This is a genomic window from Lysobacter sp. Soil_N_23 (assembly GCF_057656135.1).
This window is the reverse complement of sequence record NZ_JBDGKY010000020.1, coordinates 24,491-48,556: the sequence shown is the minus strand read 5'-3', so window position 1 is coordinate 48,556 and position 24,066 is coordinate 24,491. Positions and strand designations below refer to the sequence as shown.

Genomic DNA, 24,066 nt, shown 5'->3' with positions numbered 1-24,066 from the left:
CTGATTCATGCGGCACGCGTATCGTCGCGGGCATTACCCGTGGAGTTCCGGATGTCCTCGCGCCGCTCGTTCCTGATTGGTCCACGCAGTGTTTGGCGCGGCCTTGCCGTGGCCGCCCTCGCCTTCGTACTAGCCGCCTGCTCGACGCTCAACGGCCTGGGCGCACTGCTGGGCAACGAAGTCCGGTTCACGCCGATGCAGCTGCAGGCCTCGCTCGACCGCAACTTTCCCAAGCACTACGACAAGCTCGGTGGCCTGGTGTCGCTGACGCTGCTGAACCCGCGCCTGACGATCCCGCAGGGTTCGAACCGTCTGCGTGTCGACTTCGACCTGGGCCTGGGTGCACTGGGCAGCGACAGCAGCCGACCGTCCGGCCACTTCGCGCTGACCAGCGCGCTGCGCTACGACCTGGGCACGCGCGGCCTGCACCTGCAGGAGCCACGCATCGAACAGGTCGACGTGCCCACCCTGGGCGGCGCGATGAATGGCAGCTCGCGCGCCCTGCTCAATTCCTGGCTGGGCGAGTACTCGCGCGAGGAGCCCATCTACCGCTTCGACAACAGCCTGCTCGACAAGCTCGGCTCGCGCCGGATCGGCACCACGGCGATCGAGGGCGGCACGGTCGTCGTGCACCTGGACCAGTGACATGTCCACGTTTCGAACCCTGATCGCCTGCCTGGCCCTGGCCGCGTCGATGGTTGCCTGCAGCGATGACAAGCCACAAGGCCAGCGCAGCGGCGACAGTTCCGAAGCGTTGCCCGCGCCAGCCAGCAAGGCCGACGGCAGCGTGACCGGCATGCCGGACCAACCCGGACCGGGCCAGATCGGACCACCGCCGCAGGCAGTCGACGAGGTTGTGCTCGACGATCAGGGAAATCCCATCGTGTCGACAGACGAGGCCGGCCAGCCGATCCCTGAGCTCGATGCGGCCCCGGACGGCGCGGCGACGGACGAACCGACCGCGCAGGACGCGATGGCCGTCGTCCGCGACTACTACGCCGCCATCAACGGCCGCGACTTCGACCGCGCCTACGCGCTGTGGTCGGACGGCGGCCGTGCCAGCGGCCAGACCCCGCAGCAGTTCGCCGGCGGCTTCAAGGACACCAGCGGCGTCTCGGTCGAGATCCTCGCACCGGGCACCGTCGATGCCGCGGCCGGTTCGCGCTTCATCGAAGTACCGGTGGCGATGACCGCCACCGCCGCCGATGGCAGCCAGCGCAAGTTCGTCGGTGCCTACACCCTGCGTCGCGCAGTCGTGGACGGCGCCACCGCAGAACAGCGGGCGTGGCGGATCGGCTCGGCCGACATCCGCGAAGTCACCACGCCCTGATCCGTTGGACCACGCCCCGCCCCGGATCGTCCTCGACACGAACGTCTGCCTGGACCTGTTCGTGTTCGCCGACCCGCGCGTGGCGACGCTGCGCGCCGCGCTGCAGTCGGGCGACGTGGTCGCGGTGACCGACGCGGAGTGCCGCGAGGAATGGCTGCGCGTGCTGGAGTACCCGCAGCTGCGGCTGGATGAGGCGGTACGTACGGCCGCCATTGCTGCATTCGATGCACAGGTCCAGCTGCTGCCCACGGCTCCCGTGCCGGAAGGTGTGTTGCCGCGCTGCGCCGACCCGGACGACCAGAAGTTCCTGCACCTGGCGCATGCCTGCGGTGCGCGCTGGCTGCTCAGTCGCGACGATGCGCTGCTGGTGCTGGCGCGTCGCACGCAGCGTGATGGGCTGTTCGAAATCCTGACGCCGGATGCGTGGCGGCCGTAACCTTCCGACTTGTCACCGTCATCCCGGCGAACGCCGGGATCCATCTTGAGGTTGCCGTTGGCCTCCGGGCTTCTGCCATGGGAGCGGCGTTGTCCGCAGGGACGGGGAGTGCCCCGTCCCTTAGTCAGACATCCTGTCTGATGCGGGACGCGGGACATCCATGTCCCGCTGCGGCGCACTCCCAGCCCCTGCGGCCAACGCTCTGGCGATTGGCTGCACGGTCTTCGGCGAACGACAAGCAACGAGCAACGACGCTGGGTTCCCGCCTTCGCGGGAATGACGGGCAACTCACATCTCACCGTCATCCCCGCGCAGGCGGGGATCCAAGGACGTTGGCTTCGACTTCGGCTTTGACTCTGCTCTTCGACTTCGAGGTGAGCATTGCAGCCAGCAGCAGTCCCAGACCCGGAGGGCGCCGCACAGGACGTGCGGCGTTTTTCTAAGGGACATGGATGTCCCTTAGAAAAATCCCCTCTGCCACTCCGGTCGTAGGACTGGTTTGTCGAGGAGGCCGTTTCTTTTTGGTTACTTTTTCTTTTGGCCAGAAAAGAAAAAGTGACCCGCCGCTTTAGTGGCGGAAGCTGTTGATGTTGCCTTTAGATCCCACGAGCAGAGGCAAAGTCAAAATGGGTCCCGGCGTTCGCCGGGACGACGGTTGTCAGATCTCGAATCGATAGCTCAGCTTGACCAGCAACTGCTCGTCGTCACGCAGCTCCAGGCTGTCCCGCACCAGCTCCCCGGTGTCCTCCGAGAACGGCTCCTGCTGGTACCCACCGCGCCCATAGACCACATACAGATACGACAACGGCGCCAGCTCATAGCGATAACGAATCTGGAACCCCAGGTTGCGCACGTTGAAATCGTCGACCGCATCGGCGCTGGCGATGGAATTGCCGCCGCCATCGACCCGATAGGCCTGTCGCAACGGCGCATCCAGCCCCAGCGCCTGCAGCTTCACACGCAGCTCCTGCTTGCTGCCGATGTTCCAGTCCATGCCGGCGCTGATCTGCATCATCTTCTCGTCGAACTCGCCGACCAGATTGTCCTGCTGCCACACCAGCCAGCTCGGAATCTGCTCGTAATACGCCCCCAGGTAGACACTGAAGGCGTCATTGATGAAGTACGTCGGCTGCAGGCGGATGTCGAAGCCGATCCTGTCGTTGCCGGCGAGGCCACCGCTGAATGCGTCGGCCTCCAGCTCCCACCCCCAGGTGCCCTTGCGCGGGCGCTGGTACTCCAGGTACGCGTTGAAGTTCGGCGGCAGGTTGACGTTGCCGTTGCCACGCGTGAGCAGGTCGTCGATGAAGGCGCTGTTGATGTTGATCTGCGCGTACTCGAAACTGCCGTTGCGCAGGTTGCCCTGGCGGCTGATGCGCAGCTGCCGTTGCAGGCGCTGGCCGTGGTCGTTGTCGGTGCCGCTGATGCGACCACGCCAGTCCTTGGAGGCATAGCGCGACTCGACCGGCTGGTCGGTGAAACGGCGCATCACCTGCCAGTTGAAGTAGTTGAGATTGGCGCGCGAGAGATAGCCGAAGTCGTTGATCTGCAGCTCTTCGCCGAAATGCATCGCCAGCCACTGCTGGCGCCAGCCGTCGTCCATTTCGTAGTTGACCCACATGGTCGCGCCGGTGTCGTCGGTGGTGCGGCCGTCCTGGTCGATCTGGCTGCCGATGACGCGCGTCTCCACGCTGACACGCTCGTTCGGGCGCCAGTTGTGGTCCACGCCCATCACCGATGCCTCGCGATCGAGGAACGGACGCTCGACTTGGGTCAGCATCACGCCGAGGTTCTGGCTGGCGAAGTCGCGCACCACGCGCAAGGCGCCGAAGGTGCGCCCGACCTCGTCGGCCTCGTCGGCGGCAAACACACCGTACTTGGTCGCGCCGACGCTGCCGTTGAGCTTCACCGCCGCGGTGATGTCGCCGGCGCCATTGCCGTCGTCGGCCGGGCCACCGACACGGCGGGTGTAAAGCAGCTGGCTGAAGTCCGACGGCGTGGTGAACTCGAAGATGCCCTGGTTCTCGGTGAAGAACGGGCGCTTGTCGCTGATGAAGGTTTCGGTGGCGCTGAAGTTCACCACCAGGTCGTCGCTCTCGACCTGGCCGAAGTCGGGGTTGATCGTCGCCGACAGCTGGAACTGGCCGTTGGGCTTCCAGAAGATGTCGGCGCCGCCGTCGAAGTCGCTGTCGCCGCCGACGTTGTCGTACAGCCCGGACACGTACGGCGTGATCGCCAGCAGCGACTGGCTGTACTGCGCCATCTGCAGGGGCTCGAAGTCGGACAGGAAGCGCGGGCGCTCGAAGCTGGCCGCCGGCCACGCCGAGCGCTCGCCGGTGGAGCCGATGACGCGGTCGAAGTAGACCTTGACCGTGCGCATGCCATCGCTGCCATTGCGCATCGGCGCGATGTACCAGGGGATCAGCATCTCCACGTTCCAGCCGGTGTCGTCCTCGCTGACCGCGTGCCGCCAGTTGCCGTCCCAGTCGTCGTTGAACTGCGTTTCGTTGCTGATCACCGCGTCGGCGATGCCGTCGGTCGAGGAGACGGTGAAGTTGTAGCCGGTGCGGCCGTCGCCGTCGTAGTCGATCATCAGGTTGACGCGGTCGACCTGGGCTTCGAAGTCGCGCTGGACCTTCTGCCGTGTCCGCGTCTCGACCGGCTGGTTGTTGCGGAAGGCCACCGCCAGGCCCTCGGGCGTCGCCATCACCCATACCTTGGTCTGCAGCGTGGCCGGCTCGCGGCTGAGCGGCTGCACCTTGCGGAAGTCGGTGATTTCGCGCGCGCCCTGCCATTCGGCCGGATCGATGCGGCCATCGATTTCCACGCCCATCGCCGGGGTGGACAGGGCGGTCAGGATGGCCAGGGTCAACGTTGCGCGGGTGCCGTGCATTTGGAGGGGAATCTCGGAGGGCGGGGTTTCCAGGCCGGTCTTCCCGCCGCAACCGCCGCCATCGAAGGCAGCCATCCGACCAGATCATCCGTGCTGGGCTTGCTGGCGGCACCGTGGTGCCCGAGCGGTGCACAGCCTAAACGCAGTTGCCCCCTAAGCCAGACTGGCGTTAGTCATTGCAACCCTATTTCCCCGACATGCATCACGCCTCAGGTCAAGCAACGCTGAACCAGTCGAATGTCGTCCCGAGCGCAGCGAGGGACCTGTTGTTCGCCGCACAAACAGATCCCTCGCTGCGCTCGGGACGACAGAACAGGACTTGATAGCGTTGCCCGAAGCCCCCTCCACCACCTATTGCATATGCCAGCCGTGGCTGACCACGAAGCTCTGGCCCGTCAGCGCCGCGCTCGGGAACTCGGCGAGGAAACGCACAGTCTGGGCGACGTCCTCGACGGTGGTGAAGATGCCATCGACGGTGTTGCCGAGCATGACCCGGCTCACCACTTCGTCCTCGCTGATGCCCAGTTCCTTCGCCTGCTCGGGAATCTGCTTGTCGACCAGCGGCGTGCGCACGAAGCCGGGGCAGACGACGTGGCTGCGTACCGCGTGCTTCGCGCCTTCCTTGGCCAGTGTGCGCGACAGGCCCAGCAGACCGTGTTTGGCGGTGATGTAGGCCGACTTCAGCGGCGAGGCCAGGTGCGAATGGACCGAGCCCATGTAGATCACGGTGCCGCCGCGGGATTTGCCGTCGGCGCCCACGCCGTACATGTGCGGCAGCACGGCCTTGGTGGTCAGGAAGGCGCCATCGAGGTGGATGGCCAGCATCTTCTTCCAGTCGGCATAGGCGAACTGCTCGATCGGATTGACGATCTGGATGCCGGCGTTGGAGACCAGGATGTCGACGCCGCCCAGCTCGGCGATCACGCGGGCGACGCCGGCGTTGACGGCGGCCTCGTCGGTGACGTCCATCGCCAGGCCCAGTGCGCGTCCGCCGGCTGCCACGATTTCGCCCGCGACCGCTTGCGCGCCGTCGGCATTGAGGTCGGCGATGGCAATCGCCGCACCGGCACGCGCCAGCTCGAATGCGATTTCCTTGCCGATACCGCTGGCGGCACCGGTGACGATGGCGACCTTGCCTTCGAGGCTCATGAGGGGCTCCTTGGATGCGGGGTGGGCACGCCAGTATCGGCCGCGCGCGTTACCTCAAGTGTGGCCGTGCGAGAGGGCAACACACCATTGCCCGAAGGTACGCCTTGCCCGTCATTCCCGCGGCCGCCCTTCCCCGTCATTCCCGCGAAGGCGGGAACCCAGTGACTTCAGGCTCCGCCGACTACGGCAACCGCAAGATGGATCCCGGCTTTCGCCGGGATGACGGTGGCTGGCGGATCCCGGCGTTCGCCGGGACGGTGACCTGATCCGCCAGGAAATCAGGCCAGCTTGGCCCGCTTCGCCTCGTCAGCCATCTTCTTTTTCTTCTTCTCCTGCTTCTTTTTCTTCTTGTCCGACTTGGGCTGCAGCATCGTGCCGGTGCAACCCGGCGACCCGCAGCGGCACTCCCAGATCTTCTTCAGTTCGCTGGTGTGCTTCTCGACCAGGGTGATGCCGTAGTTGTACGACAGCTCCTCGCCCGGGGCGATGTCGCGGATCGCTTCGATGAACACCTTGTCCAGGCGGCGATCCTTTCCCTCGTCCTCTTCCAGCACGGCCTCGCAGTTCGGCGCGCAGCTGTGGTTGATCCAGCGCGCGTCGTTGCCCTTGAAGTTGGCGTCGATGACGTACTCGTCGTTGAGCGTGAACAGGAACGTGTGGCCGGTGTCGATGTCGCCGCTTTCGCCGGCGTCGACTTCCTCGTGGGTGCGGCGCTGGCCCTTGTATTCGATGACGCGCTCGCCCTTGGCGATCGGTTGGACGGCGAATACGCCGTTGCCATGGATGGCGGAGCGACGGGCGGCGATCTTGCGCGGCATGCGGAATCCGGTAGTCATTGCGGGAGGCGGACATTCTGGCCCGGATCGGTCGCGCCGCGCCATCGCGCCTGGCCGTGGGCACGACCTATCCGACCAACCTGCGCCTGAAGCTGTCGACCTTGACCGAGACGCAGTGGCTTGATTACAGCGCCAAGCTGCGCACGCGCCTGCTGATGCCCGATTTCGCGATCCGCGACATGACCCTCGAAGACCGTCGCGCGATCTACCGGTTCGTGCGCTCGCTCGGCCCCGCCGGGCAACCGGCGCCGGCCTTCATCCCGCGGGGACAGAACCCGCAGCCGCCGTACTTCGACCTGGTGCTGCCGGCCGCGCCGCCGGTGGCGTCGAGCGCGACCGCCAGCGAATCCTGAACGGGCTGTCTGAACGGGGTGTTCCAGGGGCGGTACGGAAGCGTTCCGCCCGGGTTCTTGGCTGTGCGGGGCCGAAACCGTACAATTCCGGTACGGATTAACCCGACCGGCCTGCCCCCATGCTCCGCGTCACCAAGCTCACTGACTACGCCACGGTCGTCATGACCGTGCTCGCACACCGTTCCGACGCTGTCCTCAGCGCCTCGGAACTGGCCGAGCGCGCCGGCCTGGAAGCGACGACGGTGTCCAAGGTGCTCAAGCCGCTGGCCCAGGCCGGGCTGGTCGAAGGTTTCCGCGGTGCCAACGGCGGCTACCGCCTCGCCCGCCGCGCCGAGGACATCGGCCTGCTGGAGATCGTGAACGCCATGGAAGGGCCGCTCGGCATGACCGAGTGCAGCGTCCATGCCGGCAACTGCGGCATCGAGCAGTCCTGTGGCGTGCGCGCCAACTGGCGCCGCATCAACGACGTGGTGATCGACGCCCTGCGCGGCGTGACGCTGGCGCAGATGCTGGTGCCGCCACCACCTCCCGAACCCACGGCCAAGCGCATCGACCTGCGCCTGGCCAACGCGTAGCGGGCCGCGCCCGCCATGCAACGACGAATCCTGTAGGCAGCCCAATGGCCACCGAAGTAATCGACACCACATCCTCTCAGAACAGAGAAATCCATGAGCAGCTTGGCCGCAAGTACGAGGCCGGCTTCGTCACGGACATCGAATCCGACAGCCTGCCGCCGGGCCTGAACGAGGACATCATCCGCGCGCTTTCGGCCAAGAAGGACGAGCCGGAGTGGATGACCGACTGGCGCCTGGCCGCGTACCGGCATTTCCTGACCATGCCGATGCCGCACTGGGCCAAGCTCAACATCGCCCCGATCGACCTGCAGGCGCTGAGCTACTACTCCGCGCCCAAGGCCAAGTACGCCTCGCTGGACGAAGTGCCGCAGGAACTGCTCGACACCTACGAGAAGCTTGGCGTGCCGCTGCACGAGCGCGCCAAGCTGGCCGGCGTGGCGGTGGACGCGGTGTTCGACTCGGTTTCCGTCGGCACCACCTTCCGCAAGGAACTGGCCGAGAAGGGCGTCATCTTCTGCTCGCTGTCGGAAGCCATCCACGACCACCCGGAGCTGGTGAAGCAGTACCTGGGCAGCGTCGTGCCGACCGGCGACAACTACTTCGCCGCGCTCAACTCGGCGGTGTTCTCCGACGGCAGCTTCGTGTTCATTCCCAAGGGCGTGCGCTGCCCGATGGAGCTGAGCACCTACTTCCGCATCAACGCCATGAACACCGGCCAGTTCGAGCGCACCCTGATCATTGCCGAGGAAGGCAGCTACGTCTCCTACCTGGAAGGCTGCACCGCGCCGATGCGCGACGAGAACCAGCTGCACGCGGCGGTGGTCGAGCTGGTCGCGCTGGACGATGCCGAGATCAAGTACTCGACGGTGCAGAACTGGTACCCGGGTGACGAGAATGGCGTCGGTGGCATCTACAACTTCGTCACCAAGCGCGGCGAATGCCGCGGCGCGCGCTCGAAGATCTCCTGGACCCAGGTCGAGACCGGTTCGGCGATCACCTGGAAGTACCCCTCGTGCGTGCTGCTCGGCGACGACTCGAGCGGCGAGTTCTACTCGGTCGCGCTGACCCACCACCGCCAGCAGGCCGACACCGGCACCAAGATGATCCACGTCGGCAAGCGCACCAAGAGCAAGATCATCAGCAAGGGCATCAGCGCCGGCCGCGGCCAGAACACCTACCGCGGCCTGGTCAAGGTGCTCGGCGGCGCCGAGGGCGCGCGCAACCACACCCAGTGCGACAGCCTGCTGATCGGCAAGAAGTGCGGCGCCCACACCTTCCCGTACATCGAGGTCAGGCACCCGACCGCGACCGTCGAGCACGAGGCGACCACCTCGAAGATCAGCGACGACCAGCTGTTCTATTGCCGCAGCCGCGGCATCGGCGCGGAGGACGCGGTGTCGATGATCGTCGACGGCTTCTGCAAGTCGGTGTTCCGCGAACTGCCGATGGAATTCGCGGTGGAAGCCAAGAAGCTGCTGGAAGTGAGCCTGGAAGGCTCGGTCGGCTGACATTTGATCCCTTCTCCCGCGCGCGGGAGAAGGTGCCCGAAGGGCGGATGAGGGCAGCTCTTCGCCATTGCCCTCACCCCAACCCCTCTCCCGCACGCGGGAGAGGGGCTCAAGAAAGAACAAACCGGAACCAACCCATGCTCAAGATCGAAAACCTCCACGTATCCGTCGCCGGCAAGGAAATCCTCAAGGGGCTGTCGCTCGACGTCCAGGCCGGCCAGGTGCACGCGATCATGGGCCCCAACGGCGCCGGCAAGTCGACCCTGGGCAACATCCTGGCCGGTCGCGAAGGCTATGAAGTCACCGCCGGTACGGTCACCTTCGACGGCCGCAACCTGCTCGAGCTGGAGCCGGAAGAACGCGCGGCGGCGGGCGTGTTCCTGGCCTTCCAGTACCCGGTCGAAATCCCGGGCGTGAACAACACCTACTTCCTGCGCACCGCCCTCAACGCCCAGCGCAAGGCGCGTGGCGAGGCGGAGCTGGACTCGATGCAGTTCCTCAAGCTGGTGCGGCAAAAGCTGGCCGTGCTGCACCTCAAGGACGAGCTGCTGCATCGCGGCGTCAACGAAGGCTTCAGCGGCGGCGAGAAGAAGCGCAACGAGATCTTCCAGCTGGCCCTGCTCGAACCGCGTCTGGCGATCCTCGACGAGACCGACTCGGGCCTGGACATCGACGCGCTCAAGGCCGTCGCCGACGGCGTCAACGCACTGCGCGACGCCGGCCGCGCGTTCCTGGTCATCACTCACTACCAGCGCCTGCTCGACTACATCAAGCCCGACGTCGTGCACGTACTCGCCGACGGCCGCGTGGTCGAGAGCGGTGGACCGGAACTGGCCCTGCAGCTGGAAGAGCACGGCTATGCCTGGGTCAAGGATCGCATCGCACCGCAGGCGGCGGCCTGACATGAGCGCCCTGCTCGACTCCTTCGCCACTGCCTTCGATTCGCTGGCCGCGCGCGACGCCGCCGGCCTCGGCGACAGCCGCAAGGCCGCGCTCGACGCGGCAATCCGAGACGGCATCCCGCATGCCCGCGTCGAAGCGTGGAAGTACACGCCGCTGCGCTCGCTGGAACGTCGCACCTTTACCGCCAGCGACGCCACCGTTCCGGCCTTCGACGCCGCCCTGCTCGATGGCATCCCGGCCCCGCGCATCGTCTTCGTCAACGGTCGCCTCGATGCCTCCCATAGCGACATCGGCGGACTCGGCGCTGGCATCACGCTGCAGCCGCTCTCGCAGGTGCTGCGCGAAGGCGAACCGCGCGAGGCCAACTTCCTCGCCCGCCGCTTCGACCGCGCCGACGAGATCTTCGCCCGCCTCAACTCGGCGCTCGCCGACGACGGCATCGTGCTGCGTGCCACGCACGGCGCCCGGGCCGCGTCGCCTCTGCACCTGGTATTCATCGGCGCCGCCAGCGATGGCGACCGCGCCTGGCACCTGCGCAACCTGATCGAGTTGCGTGAAGGCGCGACCCTGACCGTGGTCGAGCACCAGCTCGGCGCCGGCGCGCACAGCCACCTGGCCAACGCCGTGACCCACGTCCACCTGGGCCCGAACGCGACGCTCAACCACGCCCGCGTGCAGGACGAAGGCGCCACCGCCACGCTGATCTCGCGCACCGATGCGGTGATGGCGAAAGCCTCCGAGTATCGCCGGCTCGACCTGGAGCTCGGTGCCGGCCTGTCGCGCCATGAGTTCAACGTCGCCCTGCACGGCGACGGCGCGAAGCTCCATGCCAACGGCGTCCTGCTCGCCACCGGCAAGCGCCATCTCGACACCCGCCTGGGCATCGACCACGTCGGTCGCGACAGCAGTTGCGATCTGACCTGGCGCGGGCTCGGCGCCGGCCGCTCCAAGGCCGCCTTCCACGGCGGCATCCTGATCCGCGAAGGCGCCGACGGCACCGCCGCCAACCTGTCCAACAAGAACCTGCTGCTCAGCGAAGGCGCCGAGATCGACACCCAGCCGGTGCTGGAGATCCACGCCGACGAAGTCCAGGCCGCGCACGGCGCCACCGTCGGCCAGCTCGACGCGACCGCACTGTTCTACCTGCGCAGCCGCGGCGTGCCGGCCGAACAGGCGCGGGCGCTGCTGACCGCGGCGTTCTGCCGCGAGACCCTGGCCGTGTTCGACGATCGCGTCCTGCGCGAGACCCTGACCGCCCGCCTCGATGCCGCGCTGGCAACGCTGGAGACCGCATGAACGCCTCCCTCGACAGCACCATCGACTGGGCCCGGATTCGCGCCGACTTCCCGCTGCTGACCCGCCAGGTCCACGGCAAGCCGCTGATCTACTTCGATTCGGCCAACACCGGGCAGAAGCCCGAGACGGTCATCGCCGCGGTCGACGACTTCTACCGCCACCACAACGCCAACGTCAGCCGTGCCGTGCACGCGCTCGGTACCGAGGCGACCGATGCCTACGAGGGCGCGCGCAACAAGCTGGCGAAGTTCTTCAACGTGCGCGGCGACGAACTGGTGCTGTGCAGCGGCACCACCTTCGCCCTGAATCTGGTCGCTTACTCGTGGGCGCTGCCGCGACTGCAGCCCGGTGATGCGATCGTGCTGACCCGCATGGAGCACCACGCCAATATCGTGCCGTGGCAGCTGGTCGCCAAGCGCACGGGCGCGACGATCAAGGTCGCCGAGCTCAACGAGCGCGGCGAACTCGACCTCGATCGCCTGTACGCGCTGCTCACGCCGGAAGTGAAGCTGCTGTCGCTCACCCACGTCTCCAACGTGCTCGGCACGGTCAATCCGGTGCGCGAGATCTGCCGCGAGGCACGCAAGCGCGGCATCGTCACGGTCGTCGACGGCTCGCAGGCCGCGCCGCATCGCGTGCTCGACATCGCCGCGGTCGGCTGCGACTTCTACGCCATCACCGGCCACAAGATGTCCGGCCCTACCGGCACCGGCGCGCTGTGGGCGCGTCGTGAGCACCTGGCGGCGATGCCTCCGTTCATCGGCGGCGGCGAGATGATCAAGGAAGTGCGCTTCGAAGGCACGGTCTTCAACGACCCGCCGCACAAGTTCGAGGCCGGCACGCCGAACATCGCCGGCTTCATCGGCCTGGGTGCGGCGGTCGACTACCTGTCGTCGCTGGGGATGCACAACATCGAGGCGCGCGAACAGGCATTGCTCGCCCACGCCACCGAGGAGCTGTCGAAGGTCGAGGGCCTGCGCATCTTCGGCGAGGCCGGCGAGAAGGCGGCAGTGATCAGCTTCCTGGTCGAAGGCGCGCACGCGCACGACCTGGCCACCCTGCTCGACCTGGAAGGCGTGGCGATCCGCTCCGGCCATCATTGCGCCCATCCGCTGATGCACCACTTCGGCGTCGCCGCGACCTGCCGCGCCTCGCTGGCCTTCTACAACACCCACGACGAGGTCGAAGCCTTCGTTGCGGCGCTGCGCAAGGTCCGTAAACTGCTCGCATGACCGTTCCCCAGACTGCCGCGCTCGACGCGCCCGCCATCCAGTTCCGCAACGCCACCCATGCCGACATCGATGCGCTGGTCGCACTGGTCGAGTCGGCCTACCGCGGCGACGCCAGCAAGCAGGGCTGGACCACCGAAGCCGACCTGCTCGGCGGCCGCCGCACCGGCGCCGACGATATCCAGGCCTGCATCGATCGTCCGCAGAGCGTGATCCTGGTGGCCGAACGCGATACCGCCGACGGTCGCCGCGAGCTGCTCGCCTGTGCCCATGTCGCGGTCGAACACGGCGCCGGCTACTTCGGCATGTTCTCGGTCAACCCGACCCTGCAAGGCGGCGGCATCGGCAAGATCGTCATCAACGAGGCCGAGCGCCTGGTCCGCGAGGACTGGGGCATGGACGCGATGCGCATGACCGTGATCGACGTGCGCGAGGAACTGATCGCCTTCTACGAGCGCCGCGGCTATCGCCGCACCGGCATCAAGAAGCCGTTCCCGTACGGCGACGTGCGCTTTGGCGAACCCAAGCGCGACGACCTGCGTTTCGAAATCCTGGAAAAGCCCCTCTGATGTCGTCCCGAGCGCAGCGAGGGACCTGCTTTGCTGCGCCGGAGCCCTTGAAGCAGGTCCCTCGCTGCGCTCGGGACGACAAGGAAAGGAACACATGAGCGATTGGGTTTTCGTCTGCGCCACCTCGCAGCTGCTTCCGGGCGAGTCGACCGTCGCCTGGGACGGCGATACCCCTATCCTGGTGGTCAACTACGACGGCGATTACTACGCCCTCGAGGACAAGTGCTCGCACGAGGACTTCGAACTGTCCGCCGGCACCTTCGACGGTGAAGAAGCGACGATCGAATGCGTCCTGCACGGCGCGAAGTTCGACGTGCGCGATGGCCGGCCGCTGTGCGCACCGGCCTATGAACCTGTGGCGAAGTTCCCGGTCAAGGTCGAGGACGGCGGGATCTGGACCCGCGACGATCGCGCCTGAACCAAGCTGGCCTTCCGCTGCAAAAACAGCGACCTCTGAGTCCAGGGTGCCACCCATCACAAATGCGAATGGATCGCATTAGGATTTCCCGGCACACGGCGCACCAATGACGCCGCACACTCAGGGAAGTCCATGTCCAACAGGAAGTTCGCAGCCTCGCCGCTTGCCGGCGCAGTCGCGGCGGCCATCGCCGCCATCGTTGTTTCAGCCCCTGCCCTGGCCGATCCGGCCGGTGAGCCGCGGGCCAAGGACCTCGACAAGATCGAGGTGCACGGCCAGTACGTCGAAAAGCCCTCGTCGGTGAAGTACACAGGGCCGCTGCTCGACACGCCGCAGACGATCACAGTGGTCACCAAGGACGTGATGGACCAGCAGAACCTGATCGGCCTGCGCGACGTCCTGTCCACCCTGCCCGGCATCACCTTCGGTGCCGGCGAAGGCGGCGGCGGCTACGGCGACAGCATCACCCTGCGCGGCTTCAACGCCAACAGCGACATCGCCACCGACAGCGTGCGCGACAGCGCCCAGTACACCCGCAGCGACAACTTCAACCTCGATGCAGTGGAACTGATCAATGGCGCCAACTCGGCCTATTCCGGCGCGGGCTCGGTCGGCGGCAACATCAACCTGGTCAGCAAGGTCGCGCGCGAGGGTGATTCCACCGTGCTGCAGGGCGGCGCAGGCACCGACGGCTTCGGCCGCATCACCGTCGACAGCAACACCGACTTCGACAACGGCAGCGCGTTCCGCATCAACGCGATGGTTCACCAGAACGACGCCCCGGGCCGCGACTACGAGACCTTCGAGCGCTGGGGCATCGCCCCGTCGCTGGCCTTCGGCCTGGGCAGCGACACCCGCTTCACCGCGAGCTACTTCCACCAGAGCGACGACAACATCCCGCAGTACGGCGTGCCCTACTTCAGCGCCTACGGCGGTCCATTGCCCGGTGTCGACCTGTCCAACTATTACGGCTACCACAACATCGACAGGCAGGAGATCGATGTCGACATGCTCACGGGCGTGTTCGAGCACGACTTCAGCGACCGGATGACGCTGCGAAGCCTCGCCCGCTACCAGCAGGTCGAGCAGTTGTCGGTGGTCGATGCGCCCCAGGGCACCTGGTGCCTGGAAGGCGGCATCAATCCGGCCACCGGCCGGGCCTGTCCACGCCCGCTCATGCCCAACACCTACCAGCCCGGCGGCCCGCGCGGCTATTCGCGCGACACCCGCAACAGCATCGCCATCAGCCAGACCGACCTGACCTCGCGCTTCGTCACCGGCCCGGTCGAGCACGCGCTCGTCGCCGGCATCTCCTTCTCGCACGAGACCTTCGACCTGGACACGGCCAGCCGGCTGCGCAATCCGGACGGCAGCCCGGTCCCGCTGCCGATCATGAGCCTGACCAGCCCCGACTCGCTCTGGATGGGTCCGGTAAACCGGTTCCTGACCGGCCGCACCGCCGGCACCCAGGACAACCAGGCCATCTACGTGTTCGACACGCTCGAGTTCAACGAGCAGTGGATGCTGAACCTGGGTGCCCGTTACGAGCACAACGAGGGCGACAGCGTCACCTGGCGGGTCAAGACCTACACCGCTCCGAGCGCCGCCAACCCGCGTCCGGACAACACCGGCATCGGCACGATCCTGGGTCGCAACGATGTCGCCGCCAACGAGGACGACCTGTTCTCCTACCGCGCCGGACTGGTCTTCAAGCCTGCCGAGAACGGCTCGATCTATGCGTCGTTCTCCAATAGCAAGACGCCGTCGAAGGCCTCGGTCAACGGCTCATGCACGCTGCCCAGCGAAGCCACCATCATCGCCGGCACCGTCAGCTGCAACGTCGACCCGGAAACCGCGGTCAACTACGAGATCGGCACCAAGTGGGACGTCGCCGATCGCCTTGCATTGACTGCTTCGGTGTTCCGCAACGAACGCGAGGAGTACAAGGTTCCGGACCCGCTCAATCCGCTCAACCCGAGCGGCGAGCAGCAGCTCGACGGTAAGGCGCGCGTCGACGGCGTCACCCTTGGCGCCGCCGGTCAGATCAGCCAGGACTGGTCGATCTTCGCCAACGTCAGCTACCTCGACAGCGAAGTGCTGCAGGGCGTGTCCGACGACCGCCCTGATCCGCTCGAGGGCCGGCCGCTCAGCGGCACACCCGAGCGTTCGGGCAGCCTGTGGACCACCTACGACCTCAGCCAATGGACCTTCGGTTATGGCGTCAGCTACCTGGGAAGCTACGAGTACTACGTCGGCACCGGCGCCAGGGCCGGCACGATCAAGGGTTACACGACGCACCGGGCGATGGTCGGCTATGACCTCAACCAGCAGCTGAGCCTTCAGCTCAATGCCAACAATCTGTTCGACAAGGCGTACTTCATCCGCGGTCGCAACAACGGCTGGGCGACGCCGGGCGATACCCGCTCGGTAGTCCTCAGCGCCGCCTATCGGTTCTGACCGCCCTCATGGCCGGGTGGCCGCGGCAAGGCCACCCGCGCTGCTCCGTTGGTCGGATGGCCCCGGGTTGGCCGACTGCACATTCATTTTTCGTTGCAAATGGGAATCGCTCTCATTACCATTGTCGATCGCAGCGGCAGCGTGCCGCACTCCGACTATCAGGATTCCCCCCATGTACAACAGGAAGTTCGCCGTTTCGCCGCTTGCCGGCGCAGTCGCGGTGGCCGTCGCCGCCCTAGTCGTCTCCGCCCCCGTGCTGGCTGACCCGGCCGGCGAGCCGCAGGCAAAGGACCTCGACAAGATCGAGGTGCATGGCCAGTACGTCGAAAAGCCCTCGTCGGTGAAGTACACCGAGCCGCTGCTCGACACGCCGCAGACGATCACCGTGGTCACCAAGGACGTGATGGACCAGCAGAACCTGATCGGCCTGCGCGATGTCCTGTCCACCCTGCCTGGCATCACCTTCGGCGCCGGCGAAGGCGGCGGTGGCTATGGCGACAGCATCATCCTGCGCGGCTTCAACGCCAACAGCGACATCACCACCGACAACGTCCGCGACAGCGCCCAGTACACCCGCACCGACAGCTTCAACCTCGAGGCGATCGAGCTGATCAACGGTTCGAACTCGGTGTATTCCGGCGCCGGCTCGGTCGGCGGCAACATCAACCTGGTCAGCAAGACCGCGCGCGAGGGCGACTTCACCGTGCTGCAGGCAGGCGCGGGCACCGACAGCTACGGCCGCATCACCGTCGACAGCAACACCGACTTCGACAACGGCACCGCCTTCCGCGTCAATGCGATGGTCCACCAGAACGACGCCCCAGGCCGCGACTACGAGACCTTCGAGCGCTGGGGAATCGCCCCGTCGCTGGCCTTCGGCCTGGGCAGCGACACCCGCTTCACCGTGAGCTACCTGCACCAGAGCGACGACAACATCCCGCAGTACGGTGTGCCGTACTTCAGTGGCTTCGGCGGCCCGCTGCCGGGCGTCGATCCGTCCAACTACTACGGCTACCACAACATCGACAGGCAGGAGATCGATGTCGACATGCTCACCGGCGTGTTCGAACACGACTTCAGCGACAGCACGACGCTGCGCAGCCTGGCCCGCTACCAGCAGGTCGACCAGCTCAGCGTCGTCGACGCGCCGCAGGGCACCTGGTGCCTGGAAGGCGGCATCAACGCCGCCACCGGCCTGGCCTGTCCGAGCCCGCTCACGCCCAACACCTACCAGCCCAGCGGTCCGCGCGGCCATTCGCGCGACACCAGCAACAGCATCGCCATCAGCCAGACCGACCTGACCTCGCGCTTCGCCACCGGCTCGGTCGAGCACGCGCTGGTTGCCGGTATCTCGTTCTCGCACGAAAGCTTCGACCTGGACACCGTCAACCTGCTGCGCAACCCGGACGGAAGTCCGGCCGTGCTGCCGATCATGAGCCTGACCAACCCGGACTCGCTGTGGACCGGTCCGATCAATCCGTTCCTGGCCGGCCGCTCCGAAGGCACCCAGGACAACCAGGCCATCTACGTCTTCGACACGCTCGAGTTCAACGAGCAGTGGATGCTGAACCTGGGCGCCCGCTACGAGCACAACGAAGGCGACAGCGTCAGCTGGAACGTCAAGACGTACACCGCGCCGACGGCGACCAACCCGAGTCCGGACAACACCAATATCGGCGCGATCCTCGGCCGCGCGCCGGTCGCCGCCAACGAGGACGATCTGTTCTCCTACCGCGCCGGCCTGGTCTTCAAGCCCCGCGAGAACGGCACGATCTATGCGTCGTACTCCAACAGCAAGACGCCGTCGAAGGCCTCGGTCAACGGCTCGTGCACGCTCACCAGCACCACCGGCACCGCCAACTGCAGCGTCGATCCGGAAACCGCGGTCAACTACGAGATCGGCACCAAGTGGGACATCGCCGATCGCCTGGCGCTGACCGCCTCGGTGTTCCGCAACGACCGCGAGAACTACAAGGTGTCCGATCCGGGCAATCCGGACAACCCCAGCGGCGAGCAGCAGCTCGACGGTGAGGCGCGCGTCGACGGCGTCACCCTCGGCGTCGCCGGCCAGATCACCCACGACTGGTCGATCTTCGCCAACGTCACCTACCTCGACAGCGAAGTGCTGCAGAGCGTGTCGGACAACTGCCTGGCCAACCCCAGCGCCGCCTGCGGCAACTCGGCGGCCAACCCGGACCCGCAGAAGGGCAAGCCGATCAGCGGCACGCCGGAGCGTTCGGGCAGCCTGTGGACCACCTACGACCTGAACCAGTGGACCTTCGGCTACGGCATCACCTACCAGAGCAGCTTCTACGACTCCCGCGTCGCCAATGCGCCCGACATCAAGGGCTACACCACCCACCGGGCGATGGTCGGCTACGACATCAACGAGCGCCTGAGCCTGCAGCTCAATGCCAACAACCTGTTCGACAAGGAATACTACATCCGCGTCCGCAACAACGGCTGGTCGACGCCGGGCGATACCCGCTCGGTGGTATTGAGTGCCGCCTACAGGTTCTAATCCGATATTGAAGAGTGAGCCCTGATGGGTACGTCCTGACGGGTCCCCCGCGCCGCCCGGCCCCTGGCCGGGCGGTCGCATTGAAGGAGTCAGCCGATGTTGTTGCAGGTCCCGCAAGTCCTCACCGTCGAGCAGGTGGCGCATTTCCGCGCGCGGCTGGCGCAGGCCGGTTGGGCCGATGGCCGCATCACCGCCGGCTACCAGTCGGCACAGGCCAAGGACAATGCGCAGCTGGCGGAGACCGACCCGGTCGCGCGTGAACTGGGCGCACTGATACTCGAAGCGCTGGCGCGCAACTCGACGTTCTTCTCCGCGGCGCTGCCGCAGCGGATCTACCCGCCGTTGTTCAACCGCTACGGCGGCGGCCAGTCGTTCGGCTTCCATGTCGACAATGCGGTGCGTTACGACCGCAGCGGCGGTGGCGCCGAGCCGATCCGCACCGACCTGTCGGCCACGCTCTTCCTCACCGCGCCGGAGGACTACGACGGCGGCGAACTGATCATCGAGGACACCTACGGCGTGCAGCAGGTCAAGCTGCGGGCCGGCGACATGGTGCTCTACCCTGGCACGAGCCTGCACAAGGTCACCCCTGTGACCCGTGGCGAGCGCATCGCCTCGTTTTTCTGGATCCAGAGCCTGCTACGCGAGGATGCGCAGCGCCGCCTGATGTTCGACCTGGACGTATCGATCCGGCGCCTGACCCAGGACGTTCCCGATCACCCTGCGCTCGTACAGTTGACCGGCGTTTACCACAACCTGCTGCGGCGCTGGGCAGAGACCTGATGACGGCGGGACCATGAGCGCCTCTTCCGCCGCACCCGACATCGCCGCACGCCAGCAGCGCCGCGGCTTCTGGCTGCGCACGCTGCACCAGTGGCACTGGATCAGCTCGGCGGTGTGCCTGGTCGCGATGCTGCTGTTCTCCGTCACCGGCATCACCCTGAATCACTCCAGCGTCATCGAGGCCAAGCCGCAGACGCTCAACCGCACGGTCGACATGCCGCCGTCGCTGTTGAAGGCGCTGGGCAAGCGCGAGGACGGCAGCGCGCCATTGCCGGGCAGCGTCAGCGACTGGCTCAACGACGTGCTACCCGTCGCCATCGGCGAGCAGCCTGCGGAATGGTCGGAGCAGGAGGTCTACCTGTCGCTGCCGCGTCCCGGCGGCGATGCCTGGCTGAGCATCGACCGCACCACCGGCGCAGTCGAATACGAGCGCACCTCGCGCGGCTGGATCGCCTACCTCAACGACCTGCACAAGGGTCGCAACGCCGGCGCCGCATGGCGCTGGTTCATCGACATCTTCGCCATCGCCTGCCTGGTGTTCTGCATCACCGGTTTGTTCCTGCTGCAGATGCATGCGCGCCAGCGCCCTTCGACATGGCCCTACGTGGTGCTTGGCCTGGTGCTGCCGTTGCTGCTGGCGCTGCTGTTCATCCACTGATCGCTGTCAACGCTTCCACGCCCCCCGGAGATCCCATGCGTGTCCAATTGACCATTGCGCTGAGCGGCCTGCTCGCCCTGCCGGCCCATTCGGCGGAGATCAACCTCAACCTGCAGATCCCGCAGCTCAACGTCGCCGAGTATCACCGGCCCTACGTGGCGATCTGGGTCGAGGGCCCGGACCAGAAGGCTGCCGCCAACCTCGCCGTCTGGTACCAGCAGAAGGCGACCAACGAAGGCGCCGGCACCAAGTGGCTGCCGGACCTGCGCCAGTGGTGGCGGCGCAGCGGTCGCACCCTGAAGGTGCCGGTCGACGGCGTGACCGGCCCGACCCGTCCGGTCGGCAAGCACGCATTGCAGTTCACCGACAGCCACCCCGAGCTGGCCTCGCTGCCGGCCGGCGATTACACGCTGGTGGTGGAAGCCGCACGCGAAGTCGGCGGGCGCGAGCTGCTCAAGATTCCGTTCAAGTGGCGCGGCGCCAGCGACGGCAGCGCGCAGGGCAACAGTGAGCTCGGCCTGGTCACGCTGGCCAGCAAGCCCTGATTCGCCCCCTGATCCGCCCCCACCCCCATTCGTTCCGCTGGAGTGTTCCCCATGAAGCAGACCCTCAAGTTCGCCGCACTCGCACTCGCGCTCTCCCTGCCGCTGGCCGCACAGGCCCACAAGGCCTGGCTGCAGCCGTCGCAGACCGTGCTCGCCGGCAACAACCCGTGGGTGACCGTCGATGCGGCGGTGTCCAACGACCTGTTCTACTTCAACCACGTGCCGTTGAAGACCGACAACCTCAGCATCACCGCACCCGACGGCAGCCAGGTCGCCGCACAGAACAGCGCCACCGGCAAGTACCGCACCGTGTTCGACGTCGAGCTCAAGCAGACCGGCACCTACAGGATCGGCGTGGTCAACGACTACGTGGTCGGCCAGTGGGACGAGGACGGCAAGCCCAAGCGCTGGCGCGGCACCGCCACGGCATTCGCGACCGAAGTGCCCAAGGGCGCGAAGAACCTGCAGGTCTCGCAGTCGATCAGCCGCGTCGAGACCTTCGTCACCAACGGCTCGCCCAACGACACCGCGCTCAAGCCAGGCGGCAAGGGCTTGGAGCTGGTGCCGATCACCCATCCCAACGACCTGTTCGCCGGTGACGAAGCGAAGTTCCGCATGCAGATCGACGGCAAGCCGGCGGCCGGCATCGATGTCGAGATCGTGCGCGGCAACACCCGCTACCGCAACGCGCAGGACGAGATCAAGGTCAAGACCGACGCCAAGGGCGAGTTCACCGTGACCTGGCCGGAAGCGGGCATGTACTGGCTGGAAGCCACCAGCGAGGACAAGAAGACGACGGTGCCGCAGGCCAAGCAGCGTCGCGTCAGCTACGTCGCCACGCTGGAAGTGCTGCCGCAGTAAGGCGACGAAGCCAAGACATCGAAGCAAGCGCAATGCAAGCTGCAGGCAACAACCGTGGCGCCGTCGACCTCCTCGGCGGCGCCACCATGGGAACCACCTGGTCGGTGAAGCTGGTCACGCGCCCGCACACCGACCTGCACGCGTTGCACTCCCGCATCCAGGCACGCCTGGATGACGTGATCGCACAGATGAGCAACTGGACCGTCCACTCCGACCTGAGCCGCTTCAATGCCGCCGAGGCCGGAAGCTGGCACCCGCTGCGGGACGATTTCTGGACGGTGCTGACATGTGCGCTCGAGATCGCACGTACCAGCGATGGTGCATACGACCCGACGATCGGCGCCATCGCCGATGCCTGGGGCTTCGGCCCCTCCGGTCGCAGTGGCGTGCCACAGGACGTACCGGCGGAAGTGCTCGCGTCGGTCGGCTGGCAACGTCTGGTCCTCGACGCGCAGACACGGCGTGCATTGCAGCCGGGCGGCACGCAGCTGGATCTGTGCGCGATCGCCAAGGGCTTCGCCGTCGACGCGGTGGCCGCGCAACTGCAGTCCGACGGCATCGACAGCGCACTGGTCGAAGTCGGTGGCGAGCTGTACGGACGCGGCCGCAAGCCCGACGGCGCGCCGTGGCGCGTGATCGTCGAGGCCTGTGCCGGCGATGAAGATGACGACAACCAGGCGCGCGTGCTCGATCTCGACGGGCTGGCGGTGGCGACGTCGGGCGACCGCTGGCATCGCGGCGAACGCGACGGGCAGCGCTACAGCCACACCATCGACCCGCGCAGCGGTCGACCGGCACTGGGCGCTCCGGCCGCGGTCACCGTGGCCGCCGCCAGCGCGATGCTCGCCGACGGTTGGGCCACGGCGCTGACCGTGATGGGTGCGCAGGACGGTCACGCATTCGCGTGCAGGCACGGTCTGGCGGCGCGATTCGTCGCATCCGGCAATGGCGGCCAGGACGAGCGCATGACACCGGCGTTCGCGGAGCTGCTGCGGGCATGAGCACCGGTATCACCACCCGTCGGGCATGGCTCGGCAATGCACTGGTGCTGTCGGGCCTGCTGGTTCTGGCGCTTGCATTCGGCCATTGGCAGACCGATGCATGGTGGCTGGCATCACCGCGCCTTGGCAGTTGGCTGCTCGCCGCGCTCGTCGTGCTGGCGTACCTGGGGCTGTGCGCGGCGATTGTTTCCAGCGCGAGAACGCAGGCGCGATCGGCTTCCATTGGCAACGACGACGGCGGCGGCGACAGGGGCGCCGATGCGGTCCTGCTGTCGTGGGCCAGCCAGACGGGATTTGCGCAGCAGCTGGCCGAACATACCGCGGACGCGCTGCGTGGTGCGGGCATGGCGGTTCGCGCGATGCCATTGCATCGCGTCGATGCCGACGTGCTGCGAAGTCACCGGCGCGCATTGTTCATCGCCAGCACGACAGGCGAAGGCGATCCGCCCGACCACGTGCTCGGTTTCACCCGCCATGTGCTCGACCAGTCGATCGCCCTGGAAGGGCGGGAATACGCAGTGCTGGCGTTGGGCGACCGCGCCTACGAGCAGTTCTGCGGCTTCGGCCGCCGCCTCGACCAGTGGTTGCACCACCACGGCGCCAGGCCGCTGTTCGACCGCATCGATGTCGACGCCGGCGACGCAGGAGCACTGCGTCATTGGCAGCATCGGTTGGGGCAGCTCAGTGGCCACGCCGACTTCGCCGACTGGAGCGCACCGGCCTACCAGTCTTGGCGCCTGGCCGAACGTCGCTGGTTGAACAAAGGCAGTGTCGGCGGTCCCGCCTACCACGTCGCACTCGTGCCGCAGGACATTGCCCATCTTGCTTGGACTGCCGGCGACATCGCCGAGATCGGCCCGCGACATCCGGATGATGCAGTCGCGCAATGGCTCGCCGCCAGCGGGCTCGATGGGAATGTCGCAGTCAAGGCTGGTGATTGCGTCGAGCCGCTGTCGACGGTGCTGGCGCGATCGCGGCTTCCGTCCCGGCGCGATGTGCTGGGTCAGGGCGCGCAGACGGTGGCGGACAACCTGCAGCCATTGCCGCATCGCGAATACTCGATCGCCTCATTGCCCGGCGACGGCAACCTGCAACTGCTGGTGCGGCAGATGCGTCACCCGGACGGTCGCCTCGGCAGCGGCAGCGGCTGGCTGACGGCCAACGCCGTGCAGGGTGAGCGCATCGACCTGCGCATCCGCCGCAACACGTCCTTCCATCCACCGGCCGACGATCGCCCGGTAGTGTTGATCGGCAACGGCACGGGCCTGGCCGGCCTGCGTGCGCTGCTCAAGGCACGCATCGCCGCAGGTCACCATCGCAACTGGCTGCTGTTTGGTGAGCGCCAGGCCGGGCACGATTTCCACTATCGCGACGAGATCGAAGGCTGGCTGCGCGAAGGGCGTCTGAAGGAACTCGATCTCGCGTTCTCCCGTGACGACCCGTCTCGACGAACCTATGTGCAGCATCTGCTGCGCGAGCGGATCGAACAGTTGCGCACGTGGATAGCGCAAGGGGCATCGGTCTATGTCTGCGGCAGCCTCGAAGGCATGGCGCCGGAAGTCGATGCGGTGCTGCGTGAAGCGGTCGGGCTCGACGTGCTGGAAACCATGGCCGCTTCCGGGCGTTATTGCCGCGACGTGTATTAGGGCAACGCTGATCAAGCTTGTTTTGTCATCCCGAGCGCAGCGAGGGATCTGTTTTCCTCGGCGAGACAGCAGGTCCCTCGCTGCGCTCGGGACGACATAGCT

Annotated in this window: 21 protein-coding genes and 1 pseudogene; 19 read left to right on the top strand and 3 right to left on the bottom strand. The window is 66.7% G+C overall.

Annotated elements, in window-relative coordinates:
- Positions 1-51: 51 nt before the first annotated feature.
- Genes AC3A3X_RS14375 through AC3A3X_RS14365 form a run of 3 tightly spaced genes read left to right on the top strand, consistent with a single transcriptional unit; the run spans position 52 to position 1,766 of the window.
- A complete protein-coding gene (locus tag AC3A3X_RS14375; protein ID WP_487583703.1) occupies positions 52-645 on the top strand; it encodes a YceB family lipoprotein in 594 nt (197 codons plus the stop codon).
- Between the two features lies 1 nt (position 646).
- Positions 647-1,330 carry a hypothetical protein gene (locus tag AC3A3X_RS14370; RefSeq protein ID WP_487583702.1) on the top strand — a complete coding sequence of 228 codons (684 nt, stop codon included), beginning with the start codon at positions 647-649 and terminating at the stop codon, positions 1,328-1,330.
- A gap of 4 nt (positions 1,331-1,334) precedes the next feature.
- A complete protein-coding gene (locus tag AC3A3X_RS14365) occupies positions 1,335-1,766 on the top strand; it encodes a putative toxin-antitoxin system toxin component, PIN family (RefSeq protein ID WP_487583701.1) in 432 nt (143 codons plus the stop codon).
- Between the two features lie 658 nt (positions 1,767-2,424).
- Here AC3A3X_RS14365 and AC3A3X_RS14360 read toward each other — a convergent pair.
- From AC3A3X_RS14360 to AC3A3X_RS14350, 3 genes and pseudogenes are all read right to left on the bottom strand, one after another.
- Positions 2,425-4,656: a DUF5916 domain-containing protein gene (locus AC3A3X_RS14360; protein WP_487583700.1), complete on the bottom strand. Its 2,232-nt coding sequence runs from the start codon at positions 4,654-4,656 to the stop codon at positions 2,425-2,427.
- A 351-nt stretch (positions 4,657-5,007) separates the two neighbouring features.
- A complete protein-coding gene (locus AC3A3X_RS14355; protein WP_487583699.1) occupies positions 5,008-5,805 on the bottom strand; it encodes a 3-hydroxybutyrate dehydrogenase in 798 nt (265 codons plus the stop codon).
- Between the two features lie 356 nt (positions 5,806-6,161).
- Positions 6,162-6,623: pseudogene (locus AC3A3X_RS14350) on the bottom strand (SET domain-containing protein); the annotation flags it as partial.
- A gap of 17 nt (positions 6,624-6,640) precedes the next feature.
- Between AC3A3X_RS14350 and AC3A3X_RS14345 the strand changes: the two are divergent.
- From AC3A3X_RS14345 to AC3A3X_RS14270, 16 genes are all read left to right on the top strand, one after another.
- Entirely contained in the window at positions 6,641-6,994 is a 354-nt protein-coding gene (locus AC3A3X_RS14345) for a hypothetical protein (RefSeq protein WP_487583698.1), read from the top strand.
- A gap of 119 nt (positions 6,995-7,113) precedes the next feature.
- Positions 7,114-7,569: an SUF system Fe-S cluster assembly regulator gene (locus AC3A3X_RS14340; RefSeq protein WP_487583697.1), complete on the top strand. Its 456-nt coding sequence runs from the start codon at positions 7,114-7,116 to the stop codon at positions 7,567-7,569.
- A gap of 44 nt (positions 7,570-7,613) precedes the next feature.
- A complete protein-coding gene (sufB, locus tag AC3A3X_RS14335) occupies positions 7,614-9,077 on the top strand; it encodes a Fe-S cluster assembly protein SufB (protein WP_487583696.1) in 1,464 nt (487 codons plus the stop codon).
- A 137-nt stretch (positions 9,078-9,214) separates the two neighbouring features.
- Complete coding sequence (gene sufC, locus AC3A3X_RS14330; RefSeq protein ID WP_487583695.1) at positions 9,215-9,979, top strand: Fe-S cluster assembly ATPase SufC; 765 nt, start codon at positions 9,215-9,217, stop codon at positions 9,977-9,979.
- A 1-nt stretch (position 9,980) separates the two neighbouring features.
- Positions 9,981-11,276, top strand: a complete 1,296-nt coding sequence (gene sufD, locus AC3A3X_RS14325) for a Fe-S cluster assembly protein SufD (RefSeq protein ID WP_487583694.1) — start codon at positions 9,981-9,983, stop codon at positions 11,274-11,276.
- Positions 11,273-12,508, top strand: coding sequence for a cysteine desulfurase (locus tag AC3A3X_RS14320; RefSeq protein ID WP_487583693.1), 1,236 nt, complete (start codon positions 11,273-11,275; stop codon positions 12,506-12,508). The genes sufD and AC3A3X_RS14320 overlap by 4 nt, the downstream gene beginning before the upstream one ends.
- A complete protein-coding gene (locus tag AC3A3X_RS14315; RefSeq protein ID WP_487583692.1) occupies positions 12,505-13,074 on the top strand; it encodes a GNAT family N-acetyltransferase in 570 nt (189 codons plus the stop codon). The genes AC3A3X_RS14320 and AC3A3X_RS14315 overlap by 4 nt, the downstream gene beginning before the upstream one ends.
- A 94-nt stretch (positions 13,075-13,168) precedes the next feature.
- A complete protein-coding gene (locus tag AC3A3X_RS14310; protein ID WP_487583691.1) occupies positions 13,169-13,492 on the top strand; it encodes a Rieske (2Fe-2S) protein in 324 nt (107 codons plus the stop codon).
- A 132-nt stretch (positions 13,493-13,624) separates the two neighbouring features.
- Positions 13,625-15,949: a TonB-dependent receptor gene (locus AC3A3X_RS14305; RefSeq protein ID WP_487583690.1), complete on the top strand. Its 2,325-nt coding sequence runs from the start codon at positions 13,625-13,627 to the stop codon at positions 15,947-15,949.
- A gap of 172 nt (positions 15,950-16,121) precedes the next feature.
- A complete protein-coding gene (locus AC3A3X_RS14300; RefSeq protein WP_487583689.1) occupies positions 16,122-18,470 on the top strand; it encodes a TonB-dependent receptor in 2,349 nt (782 codons plus the stop codon).
- A gap of 96 nt (positions 18,471-18,566) precedes the next feature.
- Positions 18,567-19,253, top strand: coding sequence for a Fe2+-dependent dioxygenase (locus AC3A3X_RS14295; protein WP_487583688.1), 687 nt, complete (start codon positions 18,567-18,569; stop codon positions 19,251-19,253).
- Between the two features lie 13 nt (positions 19,254-19,266).
- Positions 19,267-19,911, top strand: a complete 645-nt coding sequence (locus AC3A3X_RS14290; protein WP_487583687.1) for a PepSY-associated TM helix domain-containing protein — start codon at positions 19,267-19,269, stop codon at positions 19,909-19,911.
- 35 nt (positions 19,912-19,946) lie between these two features.
- Positions 19,947-20,456 (top strand): DUF2271 domain-containing protein, encoded by a 510-nt coding sequence (locus tag AC3A3X_RS14285; protein ID WP_487583686.1) that lies wholly within the window; start codon positions 19,947-19,949, stop codon positions 20,454-20,456.
- Between the two features lie 51 nt (positions 20,457-20,507).
- On the top strand, positions 20,508-21,317 hold the full coding sequence (locus AC3A3X_RS14280) for a DUF4198 domain-containing protein (RefSeq protein ID WP_487583685.1): 810 nt from the start codon (positions 20,508-20,510) through the stop codon (positions 21,315-21,317).
- 32 nt (positions 21,318-21,349) lie between these two features.
- A complete protein-coding gene (locus AC3A3X_RS14275; RefSeq protein WP_487583684.1) occupies positions 21,350-22,318 on the top strand; it encodes an FAD:protein FMN transferase in 969 nt (322 codons plus the stop codon).
- Positions 22,315-23,964, top strand: coding sequence for a sulfite reductase subunit alpha (locus tag AC3A3X_RS14270; protein ID WP_487583683.1), 1,650 nt, complete (start codon positions 22,315-22,317; stop codon positions 23,962-23,964). Before AC3A3X_RS14275 ends, AC3A3X_RS14270 begins: the two co-directional genes overlap by 4 nt.
- Positions 23,965-24,066: the final 102 nt, after the last annotated feature.